The organism is Winogradskyella thalassocola (assembly GCF_900099995.1).
GTDB lineage: Bacteria > Bacteroidota > Bacteroidia > Flavobacteriales > Flavobacteriaceae > Winogradskyella > Winogradskyella thalassocola.
Genome location: NZ_FNCZ01000001.1, coordinates 1,276,425 through 1,294,962 on the forward strand (window position 1 = coordinate 1,276,425; position 18,538 = coordinate 1,294,962).

Consider the following 18,538-nt stretch of genomic DNA (forward strand, 5'->3'; position numbering starts at 1 on the left):
TTACAGATGCTTTTTTTATTTTTTATACTGCAAGATCTTGCGGGCCTTGTAGGTGTTATTTTCATTTTTAGACCTACAAGGTTTTTGAAACCTTGCAGGATTTGGTATTATTAGGATTAATCTTTGCTAGGATATTTGGCTTTGATATCATCCAAGCACAAATTATGAATACTTCCTATATGAGAGTGTTCTTTTCCTAAATCGGGCTTGTACGTTCCTGCTTGTACTTGACTTCCGATTTTCTGATACGCTTCTCTAAAGCTCATGCCTTCAACTACTAAATTATTAATACTATCTACTGTAAATAAGTATTGGTATTTCTCATCAGTGAGGTCAATATCCTTCACGATGATTTGTTGAATGGAATAATTAAAGATGTCTAAAATATCTTTTACATCTTCAAAAGCATTGATGATATTTTCTTTCAATAATTGAAAATCTCTGTGGTAACCACTTGGTAAATTATTGGTGATTAATAACATTTCAGAATGTAAGGCCTGAATTTTATTACACTTACCTCGAATCAATTCAAAGACATCAGGATTCTTTTTGTGTGGCATAATGCTACTTCCTGTGGTTAATTCATCTGGAAATGTCACAAAGCCAAAATTCTGACTCATATACAAGCAAATATCCATAGCAAAACGTGCCATGGTATTACATAATCCGCCTAAAGCACTAGCGATAGCACGTTCACTTTTTCCTCGACTTAATTGCGCAGCAACCACGTTATATTTTAAGGTTGAAAAACCTAATTCTTTAGTGGTAATGTCTCGGTCTATTGGAAAAGAGCTTCCGTAACCAGCAGCTGAACCTAATGGGTTTTGGTCTGCGATTTTCGATACTGCATTTAAGACGTAAACGTCATCAATTAACAATTCCGCATAAGCAGAAAACCATAAGCCAAAAGATGATGGCATGGCGACTTGCAAATGTGTGTAGCCAGGTAATAACTGAGTTTTATGAGTTTCGGCTAAACCTAAAAGCGTATCAAAAAATGTTTTTGTTTTAGAATTTATAATTTCAAGATTCTCTTTATAGTAGAGTTGAAGGGCTACTAAAACTTGATCATTTCTAGAACGTGCCGTGTGGATTTTCTTTCCGACGTCGCCTAAGGTTTTTGTGAGCTCATGTTCAATTTTAGAATGGACATCTTCAAACGAGTCTTCAATTATAAAGGTACCATCTTCAATTGATTCCGCTAAAACTTTTAATCCTGATTTCAATTGTTCTAACTCTTCCGAAGTTATTATTCCGATAGATTCTAACATCACAGCATGCGCTCGCGACGCTTCTACATCATATTTTGCAATATGCATATCGATTTCTCTATCGTTTCCGACGGTAAATAATTCTATTTTTTTATCTATTGAAAATCCTTTGTCCCACAATTTCATAGTTCTATTTTTTTAATTGCTGTCTCCTCGAGCGCAGTCGAGAGGTTTTTAATGTAAATAGGTCTCGACTGCGCTCGACCAGACAGTCTTATAATACTTTCTCTAACAATTTAATATACAAATCTACACCTTCTTCAATTTCAGCGATATAAATAAACTCATCTGCTGTGTGCGAACGTGTACTGTCACCTGGTCCTAATTTTAAAGATGGACAAGTTAAAACTGCTTGATCGGATAGGGTTGGTGAACCATAAGTTTCTCTTCCTATTTCAATACCAGCTTCAACTAATTCATGATTCAAGGGAATCGAGGATGAATTTAATCGTAAGCTACGTGCCACAATACTAGTGCACGGTGATTTTTTAGCTAAGATATCAGCTATTTCCTGATTACTGTATTTATCATTAACACGGACATCAATGACTAAATCAACTTCAGCAGGAATGGCATTATGTTGTCTGCCTGCGTTGATTTGAGTTACGGTCATTTTTACATCACCTAAAACAGGTGAGTTTCGTGCAAACTGATAATCTTTAAACCATTTTAAAACCTCAATAGTATTGTAAATTGAATTATCCTTATTTGGGTGAGCGGCATGGCCAGCTGTGCCTTTTACTTTGGCATCAAAAACGACCAAACCTTTTTCGGCAATAGCTAAATTCATTAAAGTAGGTTCGCCAACAATGGCGACATCAATTTTTGGAATGATGCTTAACATGCTATTGAGTCCGTTTGGGCCACTACTTTCTTCTTCAGCAGAAGCGACGATAACTAAATTATAGTTAAGGTCTTTTTTGTCGTAAAAATAAGTGAAGGTTGCAATTAAAGACACTAAGCAACCACCAGCATCATTGCTGCCTAATCCGTATAATTTACCATCTTCAACAATAGCTTTTAATGGGTTTTTGGTGTAACCATTATTAGGTTTTACGGTATCGTGATGCGAGTTTAATAATAGAGTTGGTTTGCTATCATCAAAATATTTGTTAGTTGCCCATATGTTATGATGATCTCTTTTAAAAGGAATTTTATGTGATTTAAACCAATCTTCTATAAGCAATGCTGTGTTGTCTTCTTCTGACGAAAATGATTCTGTTTCTATAAGTTGCTTTAATAAAGCAATGGCTTGTGTGGTTAGTTTTTCAATCATTGGGTTATAGTTGTGTGTCTATTGTTGGTATTGAAAAGCATGTCTGATTTTCCAATACAAACTTTTTGAACGTTTTGATTTATGGCATGAAAGCAATTATCTAATTTAGGTATCATGCCTTCAAATATGATTTTGTTTGCTTTTAATGTTTTGTAGCTTTCTGTGTTGATGTTTTCAATTACAGAATCGTCATTGTTTACATCTTCTAAAACGCCATTTTTTTCAAAACAATAATAAAGCTCTGTGTTGTAAATTGAAGCAAAGCCAATGGCTAATTCTGAAGCAATGGTATCTGCATTTGTGTTTAATAATTGACCGTTTTTGTCGTGTGTAATAGCGCAAAAAACAGGTGTAATACTGTTCTTTAAAAGTATTTCTAAGGTTTCAGTGTTCACTTGTTTTACATCGCCAGCAAATCCGTAATCAATGGGTTTTGTTGGTCGTTTATCTGAAACAATGGTGTTACCATCTGCACCAGAAAACCCAATAGCATTACAGGTGTTGGCTTGCAACTGCGCAACGATATTCTTATTGATTTTTCCAGCATAAACCATGGTGATAATATCTAAAGTATCCGCGTCTGTAATACGTCTGCCTTCATTCATTTGCACAGGAATATTCATTTGAGTCGCTAATTTAGTAGCTAATTTCCCTCCTCCATGGACTAAAATTTTAGGGCCTTTTAGAGTTGCAAAATCTGTAATGAACGCTGCTAGTGCGTCTTCATTATCGATAATATTTCCTCCTATTTTTATGACTTTTAGTATTTTCATCTTGTTGTTTTTGTCATTCTGAGAGAAGCGAAGAATCTTAAACTAAGAGATTCTTCACTATGTTCAGAATGACATTCGTTTACTTTTATAAATCCTCCAAAATCTGTTTCAAAACAATCTGCGCAGCATACGTTCTATTATTCGCTTGTTTAATCACCACAGATTGTTCACTATCTAAAACGGCATCTTCCACCACAACATTTCGTCTTACAGGTAAACAATGCATAAATTTGGCATCACCTAATTTGGCTTTCGTTATCATCCAATTTTCATCTTGGTTTAGGATTTTACCGTAGTCTTTATAGTTACTCCAGTTTTTGACATAAACAAAATCGGCATCTTTTAAAGCGTCTACTTGGTTGTGGTTTATAGGCGTGTCTTTGGTGATGGCTTCGCTTAATTCATAACCTTCAGGATGCGTTATTGTGAAATCAACTTCTAAATCTTGCATCATTTCTACAAACGAATTCGCAACCGCTTGTGGTAATGCTTTGGGATGTGGCGCCCAAGATAACACGACTTTAGGCTTTGCTTTTTCGGTTAATTCAGAAATTGTAATGGCATCTGCCAAAGCTTGTAAAGGATGTGCTGTAGCGCTTTCCATATTTACAATCGGAACAGTCGCATATTTTTTAAAGTTATTGAGGATATATTCGGATTCATCCTTCGCTTTGTTTTGTAGCGTTGGAAATGCTCTCACAGCAATAATATCTGCATATTGCGAAATAACTTGTGCGGCTTCTTTGATATGTTCAGATGAATTACCGTTCATCACTGTGCCGTCTTCAAATTCAATATTCCAAGCGTCATTAACGTTTAAAATCATCACTTCCATGCCTAGGTTTTTTGCTGCTTTTTCAGTGCTTAATCGTGTTCTTAAACTCGAATTAAAAAAGAGCATGACTAAAGTTTTATGTTTCCCTAAGTCTTGAAATCCAAAAGGATTCATCTTCAATAAGATGGCTTCCTTTATGGTTTGTGACAAGTTGGGCAAATCTTTTATTTGGGTGTAATTTTTCATATTCATTTCCCACGAAAGTGGGAATCTCATTAATTAAACTTTAATTCTAAGGTTTTTAAATTAATCCTTATTTCTTTTTTAATTCATTTTCCAAGGCTTCAAAAAATACATCAATGTGTTTTTTCTGAATCGTTAAAGGTGGAAGAATTCTTATCAAATTAGGATTTGTAGCACTTCCAGTAAAAATATGATGATCGAAAATTAGCTTTTTTCTCAATTCTGCAATCGGGAAATCGAATTCTAATCCTATCATTAAACCACGACCTTTGATTGATTTTAAGTTTGGTAATCCTTTTGCTTTTTCTTGAAAATAATCAGCAATGTTCTTCGCATTTTGCATCAGCTTTTCGTCTTCTAAAACATCTAAAACAGAAAGCGTTGCAGCGCATGCCAAATGGTTGCCACCAAAGGTGGTGCCTAATAAACCAAAAGAGGCTTCAATTGAAGGATGGATTAAAATCCCTCCAACCGGAAAACCATTTCCCATGCCTTTGGCAATAGAAATAATATCTGGTGTGATATTATGTTTTTGAAATGCGAAAAAGTCGCCAGTTCTGCCAAATCCAGATTGTACTTCGTCTGCAATAAATGCTGTGTTGTATTGTTTGCAAAGTTGTTCTAGTCCTTGATAGAATTCCGTTGTACTTTGGTCCAAGCCACCAACACCTTGGATAAATTCTACGATGACAGCGCAAGTTTCGTTTTGTTTTAAAATGGTTTCAACCGTGTCTAAGTCACCTAATTCTACAAAATCAACTTTTTGTTGCGCATTAATTGGTGCAACAATTTTAGGATTGTCAGTTGCGGCAACTGCAGCAGAAGTTCTGCCATGAAACGAGTTTTTAAAAGCTAAAACTTTTTGTTTGCCATTGTGGAATGATGCTAGTTTTAAAGCATTTTCATTGGCTTCTGCTCCGGAATTACACAAAAATAATTGGTAATCTTTACAGCCAGAAAGCGCTTCTAATTTATCAGCTAATTCAACTTGTAATGGATTTTGAATCGCATTACTATAGAAACCCAATTTTTCAACCTGATTAGAAATAGCTGATACATATTTTGGATGTGAATGTCCAATAGAAATCACAGCATGGCCTCCATAAAGATCTAAGTATTCAACATTTTTATCATCATAAACGTAAATATCTTTGGCGCTTACAGGAGTGATGTCGAATAATGGGTATACATTAAATAAACTCATATCTGCTCTTTTTTAATGTTACTAATTTTATTGAACGAAGCGACCATACCTTGAATTAAAGACGAACTTAATCCTTTGTGCTCCATTTCGTTTAAACCTTCAATAGTACAGCCTTTTGGTGTGGTAACGCGGTCTATTTCTTCTTCCGGATGATGCCCATTTGTTATTAATAAATTGGCAGCTCCTTCACTAGTGTACATGGCTAATTCTTGTGCTTCTTTAGCATCAAAACCTAATTGAATAGCAGCCTGTGTTGTCGCTCTTATTAATCGCATCCAAAATGCAATACCACTCGCGCAAACCACGGTTGCGGCTTGCATTTGAGATTCTGGAATAGCCAAGGTGTGACCTAATCTATTAAAAATAGCTTCAGCAATAGGTATGCGTTTTTTGCCGTTTTCATTACTACACATGCAAGTCATGGATTTACCAACCGCAATGGCTGTATTTGGCATAGCTCTGATAATAAATTGATCTGTACCGACAATAGCTTCAATTTTTGGAATTAAAAATCCTGTGATTGTGGAAATTAAAACGTGTTTTTCGGTTAAATGTGGTTTAATGTCGTTCAGAATCGTCTCAAAATGTGTTGGTTGAACGGCGAAGATTAAAATATCAGATTGTTTAACAGCTTCAATATTATCGGTTGTTAATGTTACATTCTTATAACCATCTAAATCTTGAATACCGCTCAAGTTTCGTTTGGTTAAGTATAGTGTGGTAATGGCGTTGTTGGTGATTAATCCCTTTGCGATGGACTTTCCTAAATTGCCTGTTCCTATGATTGCTATTTTCATTTTGCTTTTCTATTCTTTTTTAATGGTAAAATGTGTTCGCATTAAAAAATGCTCGGTTCATATTTATTAACCGCGAAAGCGGTTATCTCTTTAAGTTAAACTTTATTTTAATCGAGACCTTTCGACTGCGCTCATTGTGACAACTTTTATCGATTTTAAATTTGATTTTAGACCTGCTAGGTTTTTGAAATCTGACAGGTTTGAATGTGTGTTAAAAATAATTAGCCTTTAATTTTAAGCCTTCAGTTTCCTCATATCCAAAAATTAAATTCATGTTTTGAATGGCTTGTCCTGATGCTCCTTTTAATAAGTTATCGATGATACTCGTGACTAATAATTTATCGTTGTGTTTATGTAAATGAAGGATGCATTTATTGGTGTTGACCACTTGTTTTAAATGAATGTCCTCATCGGAAACAAACGTAAATGCAGCGTCCTTATAAAATTCTGTATATAATTGTTTTGCCTCTTCTAAACTGCCTTCATATTTCGTGTAAAGTGTGGCAAAAATGCCTCTCGAAAAATTCCCACGATTGGGCATAAAGTTGATATCGGACTTAAAATCTGATTGTAATTGATTTACAGTTTGATTAATTTCTCCTAAATGCTGATGCGTAAAAGCTTTATAATGAGAAAAGTTATTATCTCTCCATGTAAAATGTGTGGTTGTAGATAATGAAGTTCCTGCACCTGTGGCGCCTGTCACGGCATTAATATGAACATCGTCTTGTAACGTTTCGGCTTTAGCTAAAGGCAATACGGCTAATTGAATCGCGGTTGCAAAACATCCAGGATTAGCAATATAATTCGCTTTTTTTATGGCTTCTTTGTTTAATTCAGGTAAACCATAAACAAACGTTTTGCCATCTAAATTTGACTCTGCGTTTAGTCTGAAATCATTACTTAAGTCAATGATTTTAGTCGCGTCGGAAAAGCTGTTATTTTCTAAAAACGCTTTTGAATTGCCATGACCTAAACATAAAAACAGGACATCAACTTCTGCATTTATGGCATCTGAAAAGACTAAATCTGTAGAGCCTAATAAATCTTGATGTACCTTACTAACTTTGTTTCCAGCGTTAGAGGTACTGTAAATAAAATCGATTTCTACTTTAGAGTGATGAATCAATAATCTAATTAATTCTCCTGCTGTGTAACCAGCGCCCCCAATGATACCTGCTTTGATCATGATTCTGAATTTACTTGCTGATAAATCTTATTCTGATTGCCAAATATTTTAATAAATCCTTTAGCTTCATCTGCGGTCCAGCCTTTATTTTCTTCACCATAACTTCCGAATTTAGCATTCATTAAATCGTGTTTAGATTTGATGCCTTCTAAAGAAAAATGATAAGGCTTAAGTGTTACGATCACGTCACCTGAAACTTTATCTTGACTACTTTGTAAAAAGGCTTCCATATCTCGCATTACAGGATCTAAATATTGACCTTCGTGTAGGTGCATGCCATAGAAATTAGACATATAATCTTTATGTTGCAGTTGCCATTTCGTCAACGTGTGTTTTTCAAGTAAATGATGTGCTTTGATGATAATTAAAGCCGCTGCGGCTTCAAAACCAACACGACCTTTAATACCAACAATCGTATCTCCAACATGTATATCGCGACCAATGGCATAAGCCGAAGCTAAATTATTTAAGACTTCAATATTAACTTCAGGATTATTTTCAACACCATTTAAAGCAACTAATTCACCTTTAGAAAATGTTAAGACTACTTTTTCAGGATCTGAATGTTTTAATTGTGAAGGGTAAGCTGAATCTGGTAATGGTTTTTCAGATGTTAAAGTTTCTTCTCCTCCAACACTCGTGCCCCAAAGTCCTTTGTTTACTGAGTATTTAGCTTTGTTCCAGGACATATCGATTCCGTTTTCAATAAGGTAATCAATTTCTTGTTGTCTACTTAAACTTCCATCTCGTATAGGTGTAATGATTTCAATTTCTGGTGCTATAGTCTGAAAAATCATATCAAAACGCACTTGATCGTTTCCTGCTCCAGTACTTCCGTGTGCAATATATTTAGCGTCTATGCTTTTGGCATATTGTACAATTTCAATGGCCTGAATAATACGTTCTGCACTAACAGATAAAGGGTACGTGTTATTCTTTAAAACATTTCCAAAGATTAGATACTTAATTACTTTATCATAATACGATGCAATAGCATCAATGTTCTTATATGTTGAAACGCCCATTTTATAAGCATTACTTTCAATAGTTTTAATTTCTTCTTGAGTAAATCCACCGGTATTCACACTAACCGCATGAACATCATATCCTGCTTTACTTAAACTTACTGCGCAGTAAGAGGTGTCTAATCCTCCGCTATATGCTATAACTAATTTTTTACTCATCTTTTTTGTCTTTTTTTAAAAACATATTCTGTTTTATCAATTTTAATCGTGTCCATACTTTCTTGTCGTAAGGACGTTCTTTGGGTTTTGATGTTTCGGCTTTAGCAGGATCATATAACATCCCTGTACACAAGCACATTTTTTGCTCTGTACGTGTTAAAACATCGAAATTTTTACATGTTTGGCAGCCTTTCCAGAAAGATTGGTCGTCTGTTAATTCTGAAAATGTAACAGGTTTATAACCTAATTCGCTATTCATTTTCATAACCGCTAAACCTGTGGTAATACTAAAAACTTTTGAATCTGGAAACTTGGTTCTTGAATGTTCAAAAATGACTTTCTTGATCTGTTTGGCAAGGCCTAGATTTCTAAAATCAGGATGAACGATTAAGCCAGAATTTGCCACAAATTTACCATGACTCCATGCTTCTATATAACAGAACCCAGCAAATTGATCTCCTTCTAAAGCAATAACAGCATTACCATTTTCCATTTTGGTGATGATGTATTCTGGTTGCCGTTTTGCAATACCTGTACCTCTAACTTTAGCAGCTTCGGCAATGGTTTCGCAAATAAGTTCTGCGTAAATGCTATGTGATTTATCAGCAATAACAATTTTCATTGTGATTGTTTTTTATAGATTATAAAATGTTTGATTTTCTTTTGAATGAAGAACTGGACACACCTAAGTTCCTAATATAAATTGTACCCTTACGGGCGACGACTTAAAATATGGCGTACAGAAACCAGCTTAGTAGTTGGGGCTGCTATAGTTGAAAAAAGAGATAAATGTGATGAATTGTTCAATGTGAAAAAAAAATTAAAATTGATTAACTAAATGGTTTAAAGTAGATTCCATTAGCGACGTCGCTTGTTTAATAACAAGCGTGTGGGTCTTTCAATTCTATTTCTTTGACTTAACATAATGTAAATTTAAAATTAATATTTAAATATTGACTTAATATGTGGGCTTTTATGAAATTTTTATCAAATTCATAATTCTTTTAAAAAATACTTTAAATAATTCAAATTGAGTGGCTTCAAAGCGCCTTTTACTAAAGTATATAATCTGTACTCACAAAGTTTGAAGCTCTAGAATCTAATAAATCTTTTAAAATAGCATTGTTATAATCGTTGTCTTTAGAGGCTACAAATGTTCTAATAGAAAATGAACGCAAAGCATCATGGACACTCAGTGTAGCAACTGCCGAATCTTTACGACCTGTAAACGGGTACACGTCTGGTCCGCGTTGACATGAGCTATTTAAATTCACACGACAAACCAAATTCACAAGAGTATCAATTAAAGGCGCTAATGTTTTTACATCATTTCCAAATAAACTGACTTGTTGCCCGTAATTAGATTCTGCCATATCATCTAAGGGCTCTTCAATATCTGAAAACGGAACAACAGGAATTACAGGTCCAAATTGTTCTTCTTGAAAGACGCGCATATCTTTTGTAACAGGATATAAAACCGCCGGAAAAATGTAGTTTTCAGTGGTGTCTCCACCTTTTTCATTAATAACTTTGGCGCCTTTTTCTGTAGCGTCGTCAATTAGATCTTGAATGTAATCTGGTTTATCTGGTTCTGGTAATGGAGTTAATTTAGCTCCATCTTCCCAAGGGTTTCCAAATTTTAAAGCATCGACTTTAGCTGAAAACCGTTTATTGAATTCTTCAACAATGTCTTCATGTACATATAAAACTTTTAAAGCCGTACAACGTTGACCATTAAAAGAAGTGGTTCCTGCAATACATTCATCTATGGCTAAATCTAAATCGGCATCTGGTAACACAATTGCTGGGTTTTTAGCTTCAAGACCTAAAACTAAACGCAGTCTGTTACTTTTTGGATGCTGATTTTGTAAAGCATTTGCTGATTTACTATTTCCGATTAAAGCCAAAACATCAACTTTACCAGATTGCATAATTGGAGCCGCTACGGTTCTTCCTCTTCCGTATATAATATTTACAACTCCTTTTGGAAAGCTATCTCTAAATGCTTCTAGTAATGGTGAAATTAATAATACACCATGTTTTGCGGGTTTAAAAATGGCTGTATTTCCCATGATTAATGCCGGAATCAATAAAGCAAAAGTTTCATTTAAAGGGTAGTTATAAGGACCTAGACATAAAACAACACCTAAAGGACCTCTTCTAATGTGTGCGTTAACGCCAGAACTTTTTACAAATTTAGCGCTATCGCGATCCATTTGTTTGTAGTCTTCAATGGTATCGTAAATGTATTCTACCGTTCTATCAAATTCCTTTTCAGAATCTGGTAGGGTTTTACCAATTTCCCACATGAGAAGTTTTACGATTTCCTCACGCTTCGTTTTCATTTGCACTACAAATTTTTCCATGCAGGCAATTCTGTCCACAACTTTCATTGTTGGCCATAAACCTTGTCCTTTGCTGTATGCGGAAACCGCGGCATCTAAAGCTTTTATGGCTTCTTTTTTTCCTAAAGTCGGAATAGTTCCAAGTAACGTAGGTTTATAATCTTCAGTGGAAGAAATTGTAGAATAGACTTTAGAAGTTTCTCCACGCCAAGGTATCAGTGCTCCGTCTACTAAATAGGTGTTCTGGTCGACTAAATTTTTAATTTGAAACTGTTCTGGAATATTCACAAATGCTGAAGTCATAATAACTTGTTTTGAACTATTAATTGTAAGTAATAAAGATACGTAATTGTACCTTTTATGAGGGTTAGGTATATGTTAAGCTATACTAAAAACTGGAATAAATCCGGTTTGTCATTTAGGTAATCTCCATAGAAATTATGAAGTTTCATTTTAGTAATTAATGGCTCTAAATCATCAGGTGATTTTAATTGTATGCCAACTACGGCCACATCGTTTTCACGGTTCGCTTTCTTGGTGTATTCGAAATGTGTAATATCATCATTTGGACCTAAAATATCAACTACAAAATCCCTTAAGGCTCCTGCGCGTTGTGGAAACTTAACGATGAAATAATGCTTTAGATTGGCATAGAGTAGGGCACGTTCTTTAATTTCTGCCATTCGTGTGATATCATTATTGCTACCGCTAATAACACAAACTACATTTTTACCTTTAATTTCTTCAGAAAATTGGTCTAAGGCACAAAGACTTAAAGCTCCTGCTGGTTCTACAACAATGGCATCTTTATTATATAGGTCTAAAATAGTCTGACAAATTTTGCCTTCATCTACCGTAACCACACGATGTAGTGTCTCTTTGCAAATAGCAAAACTTAAATCACCAACACGTTTAACTGCAGCTCCATCAACAAAGCTATCAATGGTATCTAACTCCGTATTTTTATTAGCTCTAATAGAGGTTAACATAGCCGGAGCACCTTTTGGTTCTACACTTATGATTTTTGTTTGAGGTGATAAGATTTTAAAAACAGAGGACAATCCTGCTGCGAGTCCACCACCACCAACTGGTACAAATACATAATGAATGGGATGCGTTTCTGCTTGATCAATAATTTCTAAACCAACTGTTGCTTGTCCTTCAATAACTTTTTCATCATTAAAAGGGTGGACAAACGTTTTGTTGAGTTCCTCACTTTGTTGCATGGCCGCATGGTAAGCATCATCAAACGTATCTCCAACTAAAACAACATCAACATAATCTTCCCCAAACATTTTTACCTGTTCAATCTTTTGATTTGGAGTAGGGGAAGGCATAAAAATAGTGCCTTTTATTTTTAAAAGCTTACATGAAATCGCAACACCTTGCGCGTGGTTTCCTGCACTGGCGCACACAATCTCATTTTTAATTTGAGAAGGACTTAAAGAGGCTATTTTATTATAAGCACCACGGATTTTGTAAGAACGCACAACTTGTAGATCTTCTCTTTTGAAGTAAATGTTAGCATCAAAATCTTTAGAATATCGTGCATTTTTAATTAAAGGTGTTACGGATGCAATGCCTTGTAATTTTTCTGCTGCAGCTTCAATGGCTTTTAATGTTGGTCTGTATGTGGTTTTGGTTTCCATATTCCTGCGAAAGCAGGAATCTCTTGAGAATGACCTACTTTCATTAAATCTTAAAGTTAATGTTCTACGAAGTTTTAATTTTCGCAGTAAACAGAGTTTTTTTTATCTTTAAACCTAGAAGGTTTTTGAAACCTTGCAGGATAATTTTTATTACGCTAAAACAGATGCTTTTACATCATCAGTTTTAATCACTTTCATTGCTGTCATTGCCGCACGTAAACGTTGACCAACAGCTTCGATAGGATGATTTCTAATCGCGTCATTAACAGCGATTAATTCAATGTTATCAACTCCTGTTGTTTTTGAAAATGATTTTCCAATGATTGATGTATCGACTGTTTTCATGAAATCCGTTAATAACGGTTTACATGCATGATCAAATAAATAACACCCATATTCGGCTGTATCAGAAATGACGCGGTTCATTTCAAATAATTTTTTTCTTGCGATAGTATTAGCGATAAGTGGTAATTCATGTAAAGATTCGTAATAAGCAGAATCTTCAATAATACCTGCACTTACCATAGTTTCGAAAGCGAGTTCTACACCAGATTTTACAAAAGCGACTAATAATACTCCATGGTCAAAATATTCTTGCTCTGTAATATGATCTGAAGTTAATTCTGTTTTTTCAAAGGCAGTTTCTTCAGTTGCAGCTCTCCAAGTTAATAAGTTGATATCGTCATTTGCCCAATCTTCCATCATGGTTTGAGAGAAGTGTCCAGAAATAATATCATCCATATGCTTTTCAAAAAGCGGACGCATAATACCTTTTAATTCTTCAGATAATTCGAATGCTTTTAGTTTAGCAGGATTAGATAAACGATCCATCATGTTAGTAATTCCACCATGCTTCAATGCTTCGGTAATGGTTTCCCAACCAAACTGAATTAATTTCGCCGCATAACCAGGTTCGATACCTTCTTCAACCATTTTGTCAAACGATAAAATGGCTCCGGTTTGCAGTAGTCCACAAAGTATGGTTTGTTCTCCCATTAAATCACTTTTTACTTCAGCAATAAAAGACGATTCTAATACACCTGCACGATGACCTCCAGTTGCGGCTGCATAAGCTTTTGCTTGCGCCCAACCTTTTCCTTCAGGATCATTTTCTGGGTGTACAGCAGTTAATGTTGGTACCCCAAATCCTCTTTTATATTCTTCTCTTACTTCAGTTCCAGGGCATTTTGGTGCCACCATAATTACAGTGATATCTTCACGAACTTTGGTGCCTTCTTCAACAATATTGAAACCATGAGAATAGCTTAATGTTGCTCCTTTTTTCATTAAAGGCATTATAGCTTTTACAACGTTAGTATGTTGCTTGTCTGGTGTTAAGTTTAACACTAAATCTGCTGTTGGAATTAATTCTTCGTACGTACCAACAGTAAATCCGTTAGAGGTTGCGTTTTTATAAGAATCACGTTTTTCATCAATAGCTTGTTGACGCAACGTATAAGAAATGTCTAATCCGGAATCTCTCATATTTAATCCCTGATTTAGGCCTTGAGCACCACAACCAACAATTACTATTTTCTTTCCTTTTAACGCGTTTACGCCATCTTCAAATTCTGAGGCGTCCATAAAACGGCATTTTCCTAACTGATCTAATTGTTCTCTTAATGGTAATGTGTTGAAATAATTTGACATTGTTTCTAATTTTTTTTACTGTTCTAATGCTAATAGCATTGTTGATATTTTCATTTCGTCTTTAGTTACAGCAATGCGTCCTGAACGTGTAAATTGCATGATTCCGAAAACGGTTAATTCTCTGTGTAATAAATCTATTTCTTCCTTTCTGCCTGATTTTTCTATAACGAAGAAATCACGATTTACGGTGACAATTCTAGCGTTGCTTTCCTTAATTATATTTTGAATCTGACGTTCATCAAACAATAAGTTAGATCTCATTTTGAAGATGCAAGATTCTTGGTAAATGATTTCTTCCTCCGTATGATAATAGGCTTTGATAACTTCGACTTGCTTTTCAATCTGACCTTGAATCTTTTTCATTTGAGATTCGGTAATATTGACGACAATTGTGAATCTTGAAACACCGTCGATTTCTGATGGTGATGTGTTTAAACTTTCAATATTCATGTGTCTTCTTTGGAATATTGCAGAAATTCTATTCAATAATCCAATATTGTTTTCTGTATATATAGAAATGGTGAATTGTTTTATTTCGTTTTCCATAATTAATCGAGTCTTATATCTGAAACACTTGCGCCTGTTGGAATCATTGGGAATACATTACCTTCCTTTTCCACTCTAACTTCTAGGAAATAAGGACCTTCACAGTCAATCATTTCTTTTACGGCAGCTTTTAAATCTTTACGTTCGGTTACTTTTTTAGCTTCAATAGAATAGCCTTTTGCAATGGCTACAAAATCTGGGTTTGTCATTTCTGTTGAGGCATATCGCTTATCGAAAAACAACTGTTGCCATTGGCGTACCATACCAAGGAATTCGTTATTTAATACCACAATTTTTACAGGTACTTTTTGTTGAAAAATAGTCCCTAATTCTTGAATGGTCATTTGGTAACCTCCATCACCAGCGATCATTACAACTTCTCTGTCTGGCGCTGCCATTTTTGCACCAATAGCTGCTGGTAAAGCAAATCCCATAGTACCCAACCCACCAGAGGTAATATTACTTTTGGTTTTGTTGAATTCGGCATAACGACAAGCAATCATTTGGTGCTGACCAACATCACTTACAATGGCAGCATCTCCTTTGGTTTGAATGTTGATTTCTTTCAACACTTCAGCCATAGTTAAGCCTTCTTTTGTAGGATGCAAATCGTCTTTAATGACTTTTTCGTATTCTATTTTATATAAATCTTTAAATTTTTGATGCCAATCATTATGAGAATTTTCATGCAATAATGGTAACAAACTTTTTAGACTAACTTTTGCATTACCTAGAACGGCAACATCTGTTTTTACGTTTTTATCTATTTCCGCAGGATCAATATCAAAATGAATGATTTTTGCCTGTTTTGCGTACGTTTCTAAATTGCCGGTTACACGGTCATCGAAACGCATTCCGATAGCAATTAAAACATCACAATCGTTAGTTAAAACATTTGGAGCATAATTACCGTGCATACCAACCATTCCAACATTTAATGGATGGGAAGTAGGAATCGCTGAAGCTCCTAAAATAGTCCATGCAGAAGGAATCCCGGCTTTCTCAATTATAGCTTTAAATTCTTCTTCAGCCTTTCCTAAAATGACTCCTTGTCCCCAAACCACTAATGGTTTCTTTGCGTTATTGATGAGTTCTGCTGCAGCTTTTAACGAGTTTTCATCCGTATCAGGAACTGGTTTATAACTTCTAATACCTTTACATTTTTCGTATTTAAAATCGAATTCCTCAAACTGAGCATCTTTAGTAATATCAATTAGAACAGGTCCTGGTCTTCCGCTTCTTGCAATGTAAAATGCTTTAGCAAAAGCCTCAGGGATTTGAGATGCTTTAGTAACTTGACAATTCCATTTGGTGACTGGTGTAGAGATTCCTACAATATCAGTTTCTTGAAACGCATCGCTTCCTAATAAATGCGAACCTACCTGACCAGTGATACACACCATTGGAGTAGAATCGATTTGTGCATCTGCAATACCCGTAATTAAATTGGTTGCTCCAGGTCCAGAGGTGGCCATGCAGACACCAACTTTACCTGAAATACGAGCATAACCTTGTGCGGAATGTGTGGCACCTTGCTCATGACGTGTTAGTACATGATGAATTTTATCTTGATACTTATATAATTCATCATAAACTGGCATAATGGCTCCACCAGGATATCCATATAGTATATCAACACCTTCGGCTAATAGACATTTAATTACAGCCTCACTACCAGAAATACGTTCTGTCGTTTCGGTAGTTTTAGTGTTATTTTGTATGGTTTGAGTTTCTTTCATGTTTTTACTTCCCGTTAAATTGGGAATCTCATTTTAAAATCTGTCATCTCGTAGGACGTTAGATTGGTTATTCAATTCTTATATCTTAATTCTCTTATAATCGAAAGGCTTTCTACTTTCTCGACTAGGAAATTCCTTTTTTAAAGGACTATTTTAGAATTCGTCCGTGACACACCCTTTAGATGCTGATGATACTGTTCTCGCATATTTATATAGAACACCACGTTCAAATTTTAATTCTGGCGCTTTCCAATTTTGACGTCTTTTCTGAAGTTCTTCTTCTGAGACTTCTAATGAGATTGAATTGGTTTCTGCATCAATGGTAATAATATCTCCATCTTTTACGACGGCGATTGTACCTCCTTCTTGTGCTTCTGGTGTAATATGACCAACAACAAAACCATGTGTTCCACCTGAAAAACGTCCATCTGTAATTAACGCTACATCTTTACCTAAACCTGCTCCCATAATGGCAGCCGTTGGTTTTAGCATTTCTGGCATTCCTGGTCCGCCTTTTGGACCTTCATATCTAATGACGACAACATCGCCTTTTTCAACTTTACCATCTCTAATACCATCGTTTGCGGCATATTCTCCTTCAAAAACTTTGGCTTTCCCTCTAAAACATAGTCCTTCTTTACCTGTAATTTTAGCTACACTGCCTTCGGTAGCTAAATTTCCGTAGAGCATTCTTAAATGTCCTGAAATCTTGATAGGTTTTTCAATAGGTTTTATAACGTCTTGTCCTGCTTTAAGATCTGGTACATCTAATAAGTTTTCTGCAATTGTTTTTCCTGTGACAGTTAAACAATCTCCGTGAATCATGCCTTTCTTTAAGAGGTATTTTAATACTGCAGGAATGCCTCCAACGGCATGAACATCTTCCATTAAGTATTTTCCGCTAGGTTTTAAATCTGCTAAAAATGGCGTGTTATCACTTATTGCTTGAAAATCTTTTAGTGTAAAATCTATTTGCGCAGCTCTAGCAATGGCTAAAAAGTGTAAGACAGCATTTGTAGAACCTCCTAAAATAGTCACTAGTCTTACTGCATTTTCTAAAGATTTTCTGGTAATAATATCAGAGGGCTTTATGTCTTTTTCTAATAATAAGCGTAAAGCTTCACCAGCTCTTACGGATTCTTTTTTCTTAGCATCACTTAACGCAGGGTTTGATGAATTAAAAGGTAAAGTCATCCCTAGAGCTTCAATGGCGGAAGCCATGGTGTTTGCAGTGTACATCCCTCCGCAAGCTCCAGCTCCAGGACATGCTTTTTCAACGATACTTTGATATTCAGTTTCGTCCATGGTTCCGGCAACTTTACTTCCCCATGCTTCAAAAGCAGAAACAACATCTAACTTTTTTCCTTCGTGACAGCCAGAATCGATTGTGCCTCCATAAACTAGGATGCTTGGTCTATCTAAACGAATCATAGCCATTAATGCTCCAGGCATGTTTTTGTCACATCCTACGACTGTGATTAGCCCATCATAACTCATGGCTTGGACTACGGTTTCCATTGAATCCGCAATAATATCTCGAGAAGGAAGTGAGTAACGCATTCCTGGTGTTCCCATAGATATACCGTCGCTCACACCAATGGTGTTAAAAATTAACCCAATCACATCTTCGTTTTTTGTACCTTCTTTAACTAGTTTGGCTAAGTCATTAAGGTGCATATTACAAGGATTACCTTCGTAACCTGTACTTGCAATACCGACGATTGGTTTAAAGAAATCTTCTTTGGTTAATCCGATAGCATGCAGCATGGCTTGAGCCGCTGGTTGCGTTGGATCTTGTGTAACTGTTTTACTGTATTTGTTTAATTCGCTCATAATAAATAGGTGTGCAACATCGATTTGCAGAAACTAAAGTACTTGATATGCTATGTTTCATTCG

At 35.4% G+C, this 18,538-nt stretch carries 15 protein-coding genes; all 15 read right to left on the bottom strand.

The genetic code is table 11. From position 1 onward, the window contains the following. Positions 1 to 116: 116 nt before the first annotated feature. Positions 117 to 1,397: an argininosuccinate lyase gene (argH, locus tag BLT80_RS05265; protein WP_092466513.1), complete on the bottom strand. Its 1,281-nt coding sequence runs from the start codon at positions 1,395 to 1,397 to the stop codon at positions 117 to 119. Positions 1,398 to 1,485: 88 nt separating this feature from the next. Further along, positions 1,486 to 2,547 carry a M20 family metallo-hydrolase gene (locus tag BLT80_RS05270; protein ID WP_092466514.1) on the bottom strand — a complete coding sequence of 354 codons (1,062 nt, stop codon included), beginning with the start codon at positions 2,545 to 2,547 and terminating at the stop codon, positions 1,486 to 1,488. Further along, positions 2,544 to 3,320 (bottom strand): acetylglutamate kinase, encoded by a 777-nt coding sequence (argB, locus tag BLT80_RS05275; RefSeq protein WP_092466515.1) that lies wholly within the window; start codon positions 3,318 to 3,320, stop codon positions 2,544 to 2,546. Before argB ends, BLT80_RS05270 begins: the two co-directional genes overlap by 4 nt. Positions 3,321 to 3,405: 85 nt before the next feature. Beyond that, positions 3,406 to 4,341, bottom strand: coding sequence for a Rossmann-fold NAD(P)-binding domain-containing protein (locus BLT80_RS05280; protein WP_092466892.1), 936 nt, complete (start codon positions 4,339 to 4,341; stop codon positions 3,406 to 3,408). 67 nt (positions 4,342 to 4,408) lie between these two features. Continuing rightward, the gene (locus BLT80_RS05285; RefSeq protein ID WP_092466516.1) at positions 4,409 to 5,542 is read right to left on the bottom strand and encodes an aspartate aminotransferase family protein; all 1,134 of its coding nucleotides are present in this window, start codon (positions 5,540 to 5,542) and stop codon (positions 4,409 to 4,411) included. After that, a complete protein-coding gene (gene proC / locus BLT80_RS05290) occupies positions 5,539 to 6,339 on the bottom strand; it encodes a pyrroline-5-carboxylate reductase (RefSeq protein WP_092466517.1) in 801 nt (266 codons plus the stop codon). The genes BLT80_RS05285 and proC overlap by 4 nt, the downstream gene beginning before the upstream one ends. Positions 6,340 to 6,550: 211 nt before the next feature. Then, positions 6,551 to 7,528 carry an N-acetyl-gamma-glutamyl-phosphate reductase gene (gene argC / locus BLT80_RS05295; RefSeq protein WP_092466518.1) on the bottom strand — a complete coding sequence of 326 codons (978 nt, stop codon included), beginning with the start codon at positions 7,526 to 7,528 and terminating at the stop codon, positions 6,551 to 6,553. Further along, a complete protein-coding gene (locus BLT80_RS05300) occupies positions 7,525 to 8,712 on the bottom strand; it encodes an argininosuccinate synthase (protein WP_092466519.1) in 1,188 nt (395 codons plus the stop codon). The genes argC and BLT80_RS05300 overlap by 4 nt, the downstream gene beginning before the upstream one ends. Then, a complete protein-coding gene (locus BLT80_RS05305; protein ID WP_092466520.1) occupies positions 8,705 to 9,334 on the bottom strand; it encodes a GNAT family N-acetyltransferase in 630 nt (209 codons plus the stop codon). Before BLT80_RS05305 ends, BLT80_RS05300 begins: the two co-directional genes overlap by 8 nt. 433 nt (positions 9,335 to 9,767) lie before the next feature. Next, on the bottom strand, positions 9,768 to 11,360 hold the full coding sequence (locus BLT80_RS05310) for an NADP-dependent glyceraldehyde-3-phosphate dehydrogenase (RefSeq protein WP_092466521.1): 1,593 nt from the start codon (positions 11,358 to 11,360) through the stop codon (positions 9,768 to 9,770). Positions 11,361 to 11,440: 80 nt separating this feature from the next. Further along, positions 11,441 to 12,706, bottom strand: a complete 1,266-nt coding sequence (gene ilvA, locus BLT80_RS05315; RefSeq protein ID WP_092466522.1) for a threonine ammonia-lyase IlvA — start codon at positions 12,704 to 12,706, stop codon at positions 11,441 to 11,443. Positions 12,707 to 12,856: 150 nt separating this feature from the next. After that, entirely contained in the window at positions 12,857 to 14,356 is a 1,500-nt protein-coding gene (ilvC, locus tag BLT80_RS05320; RefSeq protein ID WP_092466523.1) for a ketol-acid reductoisomerase, read from the bottom strand. Positions 14,357 to 14,371: 15 nt separating this feature from the next. Then, complete coding sequence (ilvN, locus tag BLT80_RS05325; RefSeq protein ID WP_092466524.1) at positions 14,372 to 14,902, bottom strand: acetolactate synthase small subunit; 531 nt, start codon at positions 14,900 to 14,902, stop codon at positions 14,372 to 14,374. A gap of 2 nt (positions 14,903 to 14,904) precedes the next feature. Next, entirely contained in the window at positions 14,905 to 16,641 is a 1,737-nt protein-coding gene (ilvB, locus tag BLT80_RS05330; RefSeq protein ID WP_092466525.1) for a biosynthetic-type acetolactate synthase large subunit, read from the bottom strand. Positions 16,642 to 16,794: 153 nt separating this feature from the next. Then, positions 16,795 to 18,474 carry a dihydroxy-acid dehydratase gene (gene ilvD / locus BLT80_RS05335; RefSeq protein WP_092466526.1) on the bottom strand — a complete coding sequence of 560 codons (1,680 nt, stop codon included), beginning with the start codon at positions 18,472 to 18,474 and terminating at the stop codon, positions 16,795 to 16,797. Positions 18,475 to 18,538: the final 64 nt, after the last annotated feature.

What these genes read in the sequence shown, in the direction of transcription:
- argH (WP_092466513.1), bottom strand. Translation starts at nt 1,397, where the DNA reads ATGAAATTGTGGGACAAAGGATTTTCAATAGATAAAAAAATAGAATTA.
- BLT80_RS05270 (WP_092466514.1), bottom strand. Translation starts at nt 2,547, where the DNA reads ATGATTGAAAAACTAACCACACAAGCCATTGCTTTATTAAAGCAACTT.
- argB (WP_092466515.1), bottom strand. Translation starts at nt 3,320, where the DNA reads ATGAAAATACTAAAAGTCATAAAAATAGGAGGAAATATTATCGATAAT.
- BLT80_RS05280 (WP_092466892.1), bottom strand. Translation starts at nt 4,341, where the DNA reads ATGAAAAATTACACCCAAATAAAAGATTTGCCCAACTTGTCACAAACC.
- BLT80_RS05285 (WP_092466516.1), bottom strand. Translation starts at nt 5,542, where the DNA reads ATGAGTTTATTTAATGTATACCCATTATTCGACATCACTCCTGTAAGC.
- proC (WP_092466517.1), bottom strand. Translation starts at nt 6,339, where the DNA reads ATGAAAATAGCAATCATAGGAACAGGCAATTTAGGAAAGTCCATCGCA.
- argC (WP_092466518.1), bottom strand. Translation starts at nt 7,528, where the DNA reads ATGATCAAAGCAGGTATCATTGGGGGCGCTGGTTACACAGCAGGAGAA.
- BLT80_RS05300 (WP_092466519.1), bottom strand. Translation starts at nt 8,712, where the DNA reads ATGAGTAAAAAATTAGTTATAGCATATAGCGGAGGATTAGACACCTCT.
- BLT80_RS05305 (WP_092466520.1), bottom strand. Translation starts at nt 9,334, where the DNA reads ATGAAAATTGTTATTGCTGATAAATCACATAGCATTTACGCAGAACTT.
- BLT80_RS05310 (WP_092466521.1), bottom strand. Translation starts at nt 11,360, where the DNA reads ATGACTTCAGCATTTGTGAATATTCCAGAACAGTTTCAAATTAAAAAT.
- ilvA (WP_092466522.1), bottom strand. Translation starts at nt 12,706, where the DNA reads ATGGAAACCAAAACCACATACAGACCAACATTAAAAGCCATTGAAGCT.
- ilvC (WP_092466523.1), bottom strand. Translation starts at nt 14,356, where the DNA reads ATGTCAAATTATTTCAACACATTACCATTAAGAGAACAATTAGATCAG.
- ilvN (WP_092466524.1), bottom strand. Translation starts at nt 14,902, where the DNA reads ATGGAAAACGAAATAAAACAATTCACCATTTCTATATATACAGAAAAC.
- ilvB (WP_092466525.1), bottom strand. Translation starts at nt 16,641, where the DNA reads ATGAAAGAAACTCAAACCATACAAAATAACACTAAAACTACCGAAACG.
- ilvD (WP_092466526.1), bottom strand. Translation starts at nt 18,474, where the DNA reads ATGAGCGAATTAAACAAATACAGTAAAACAGTTACACAAGATCCAACG.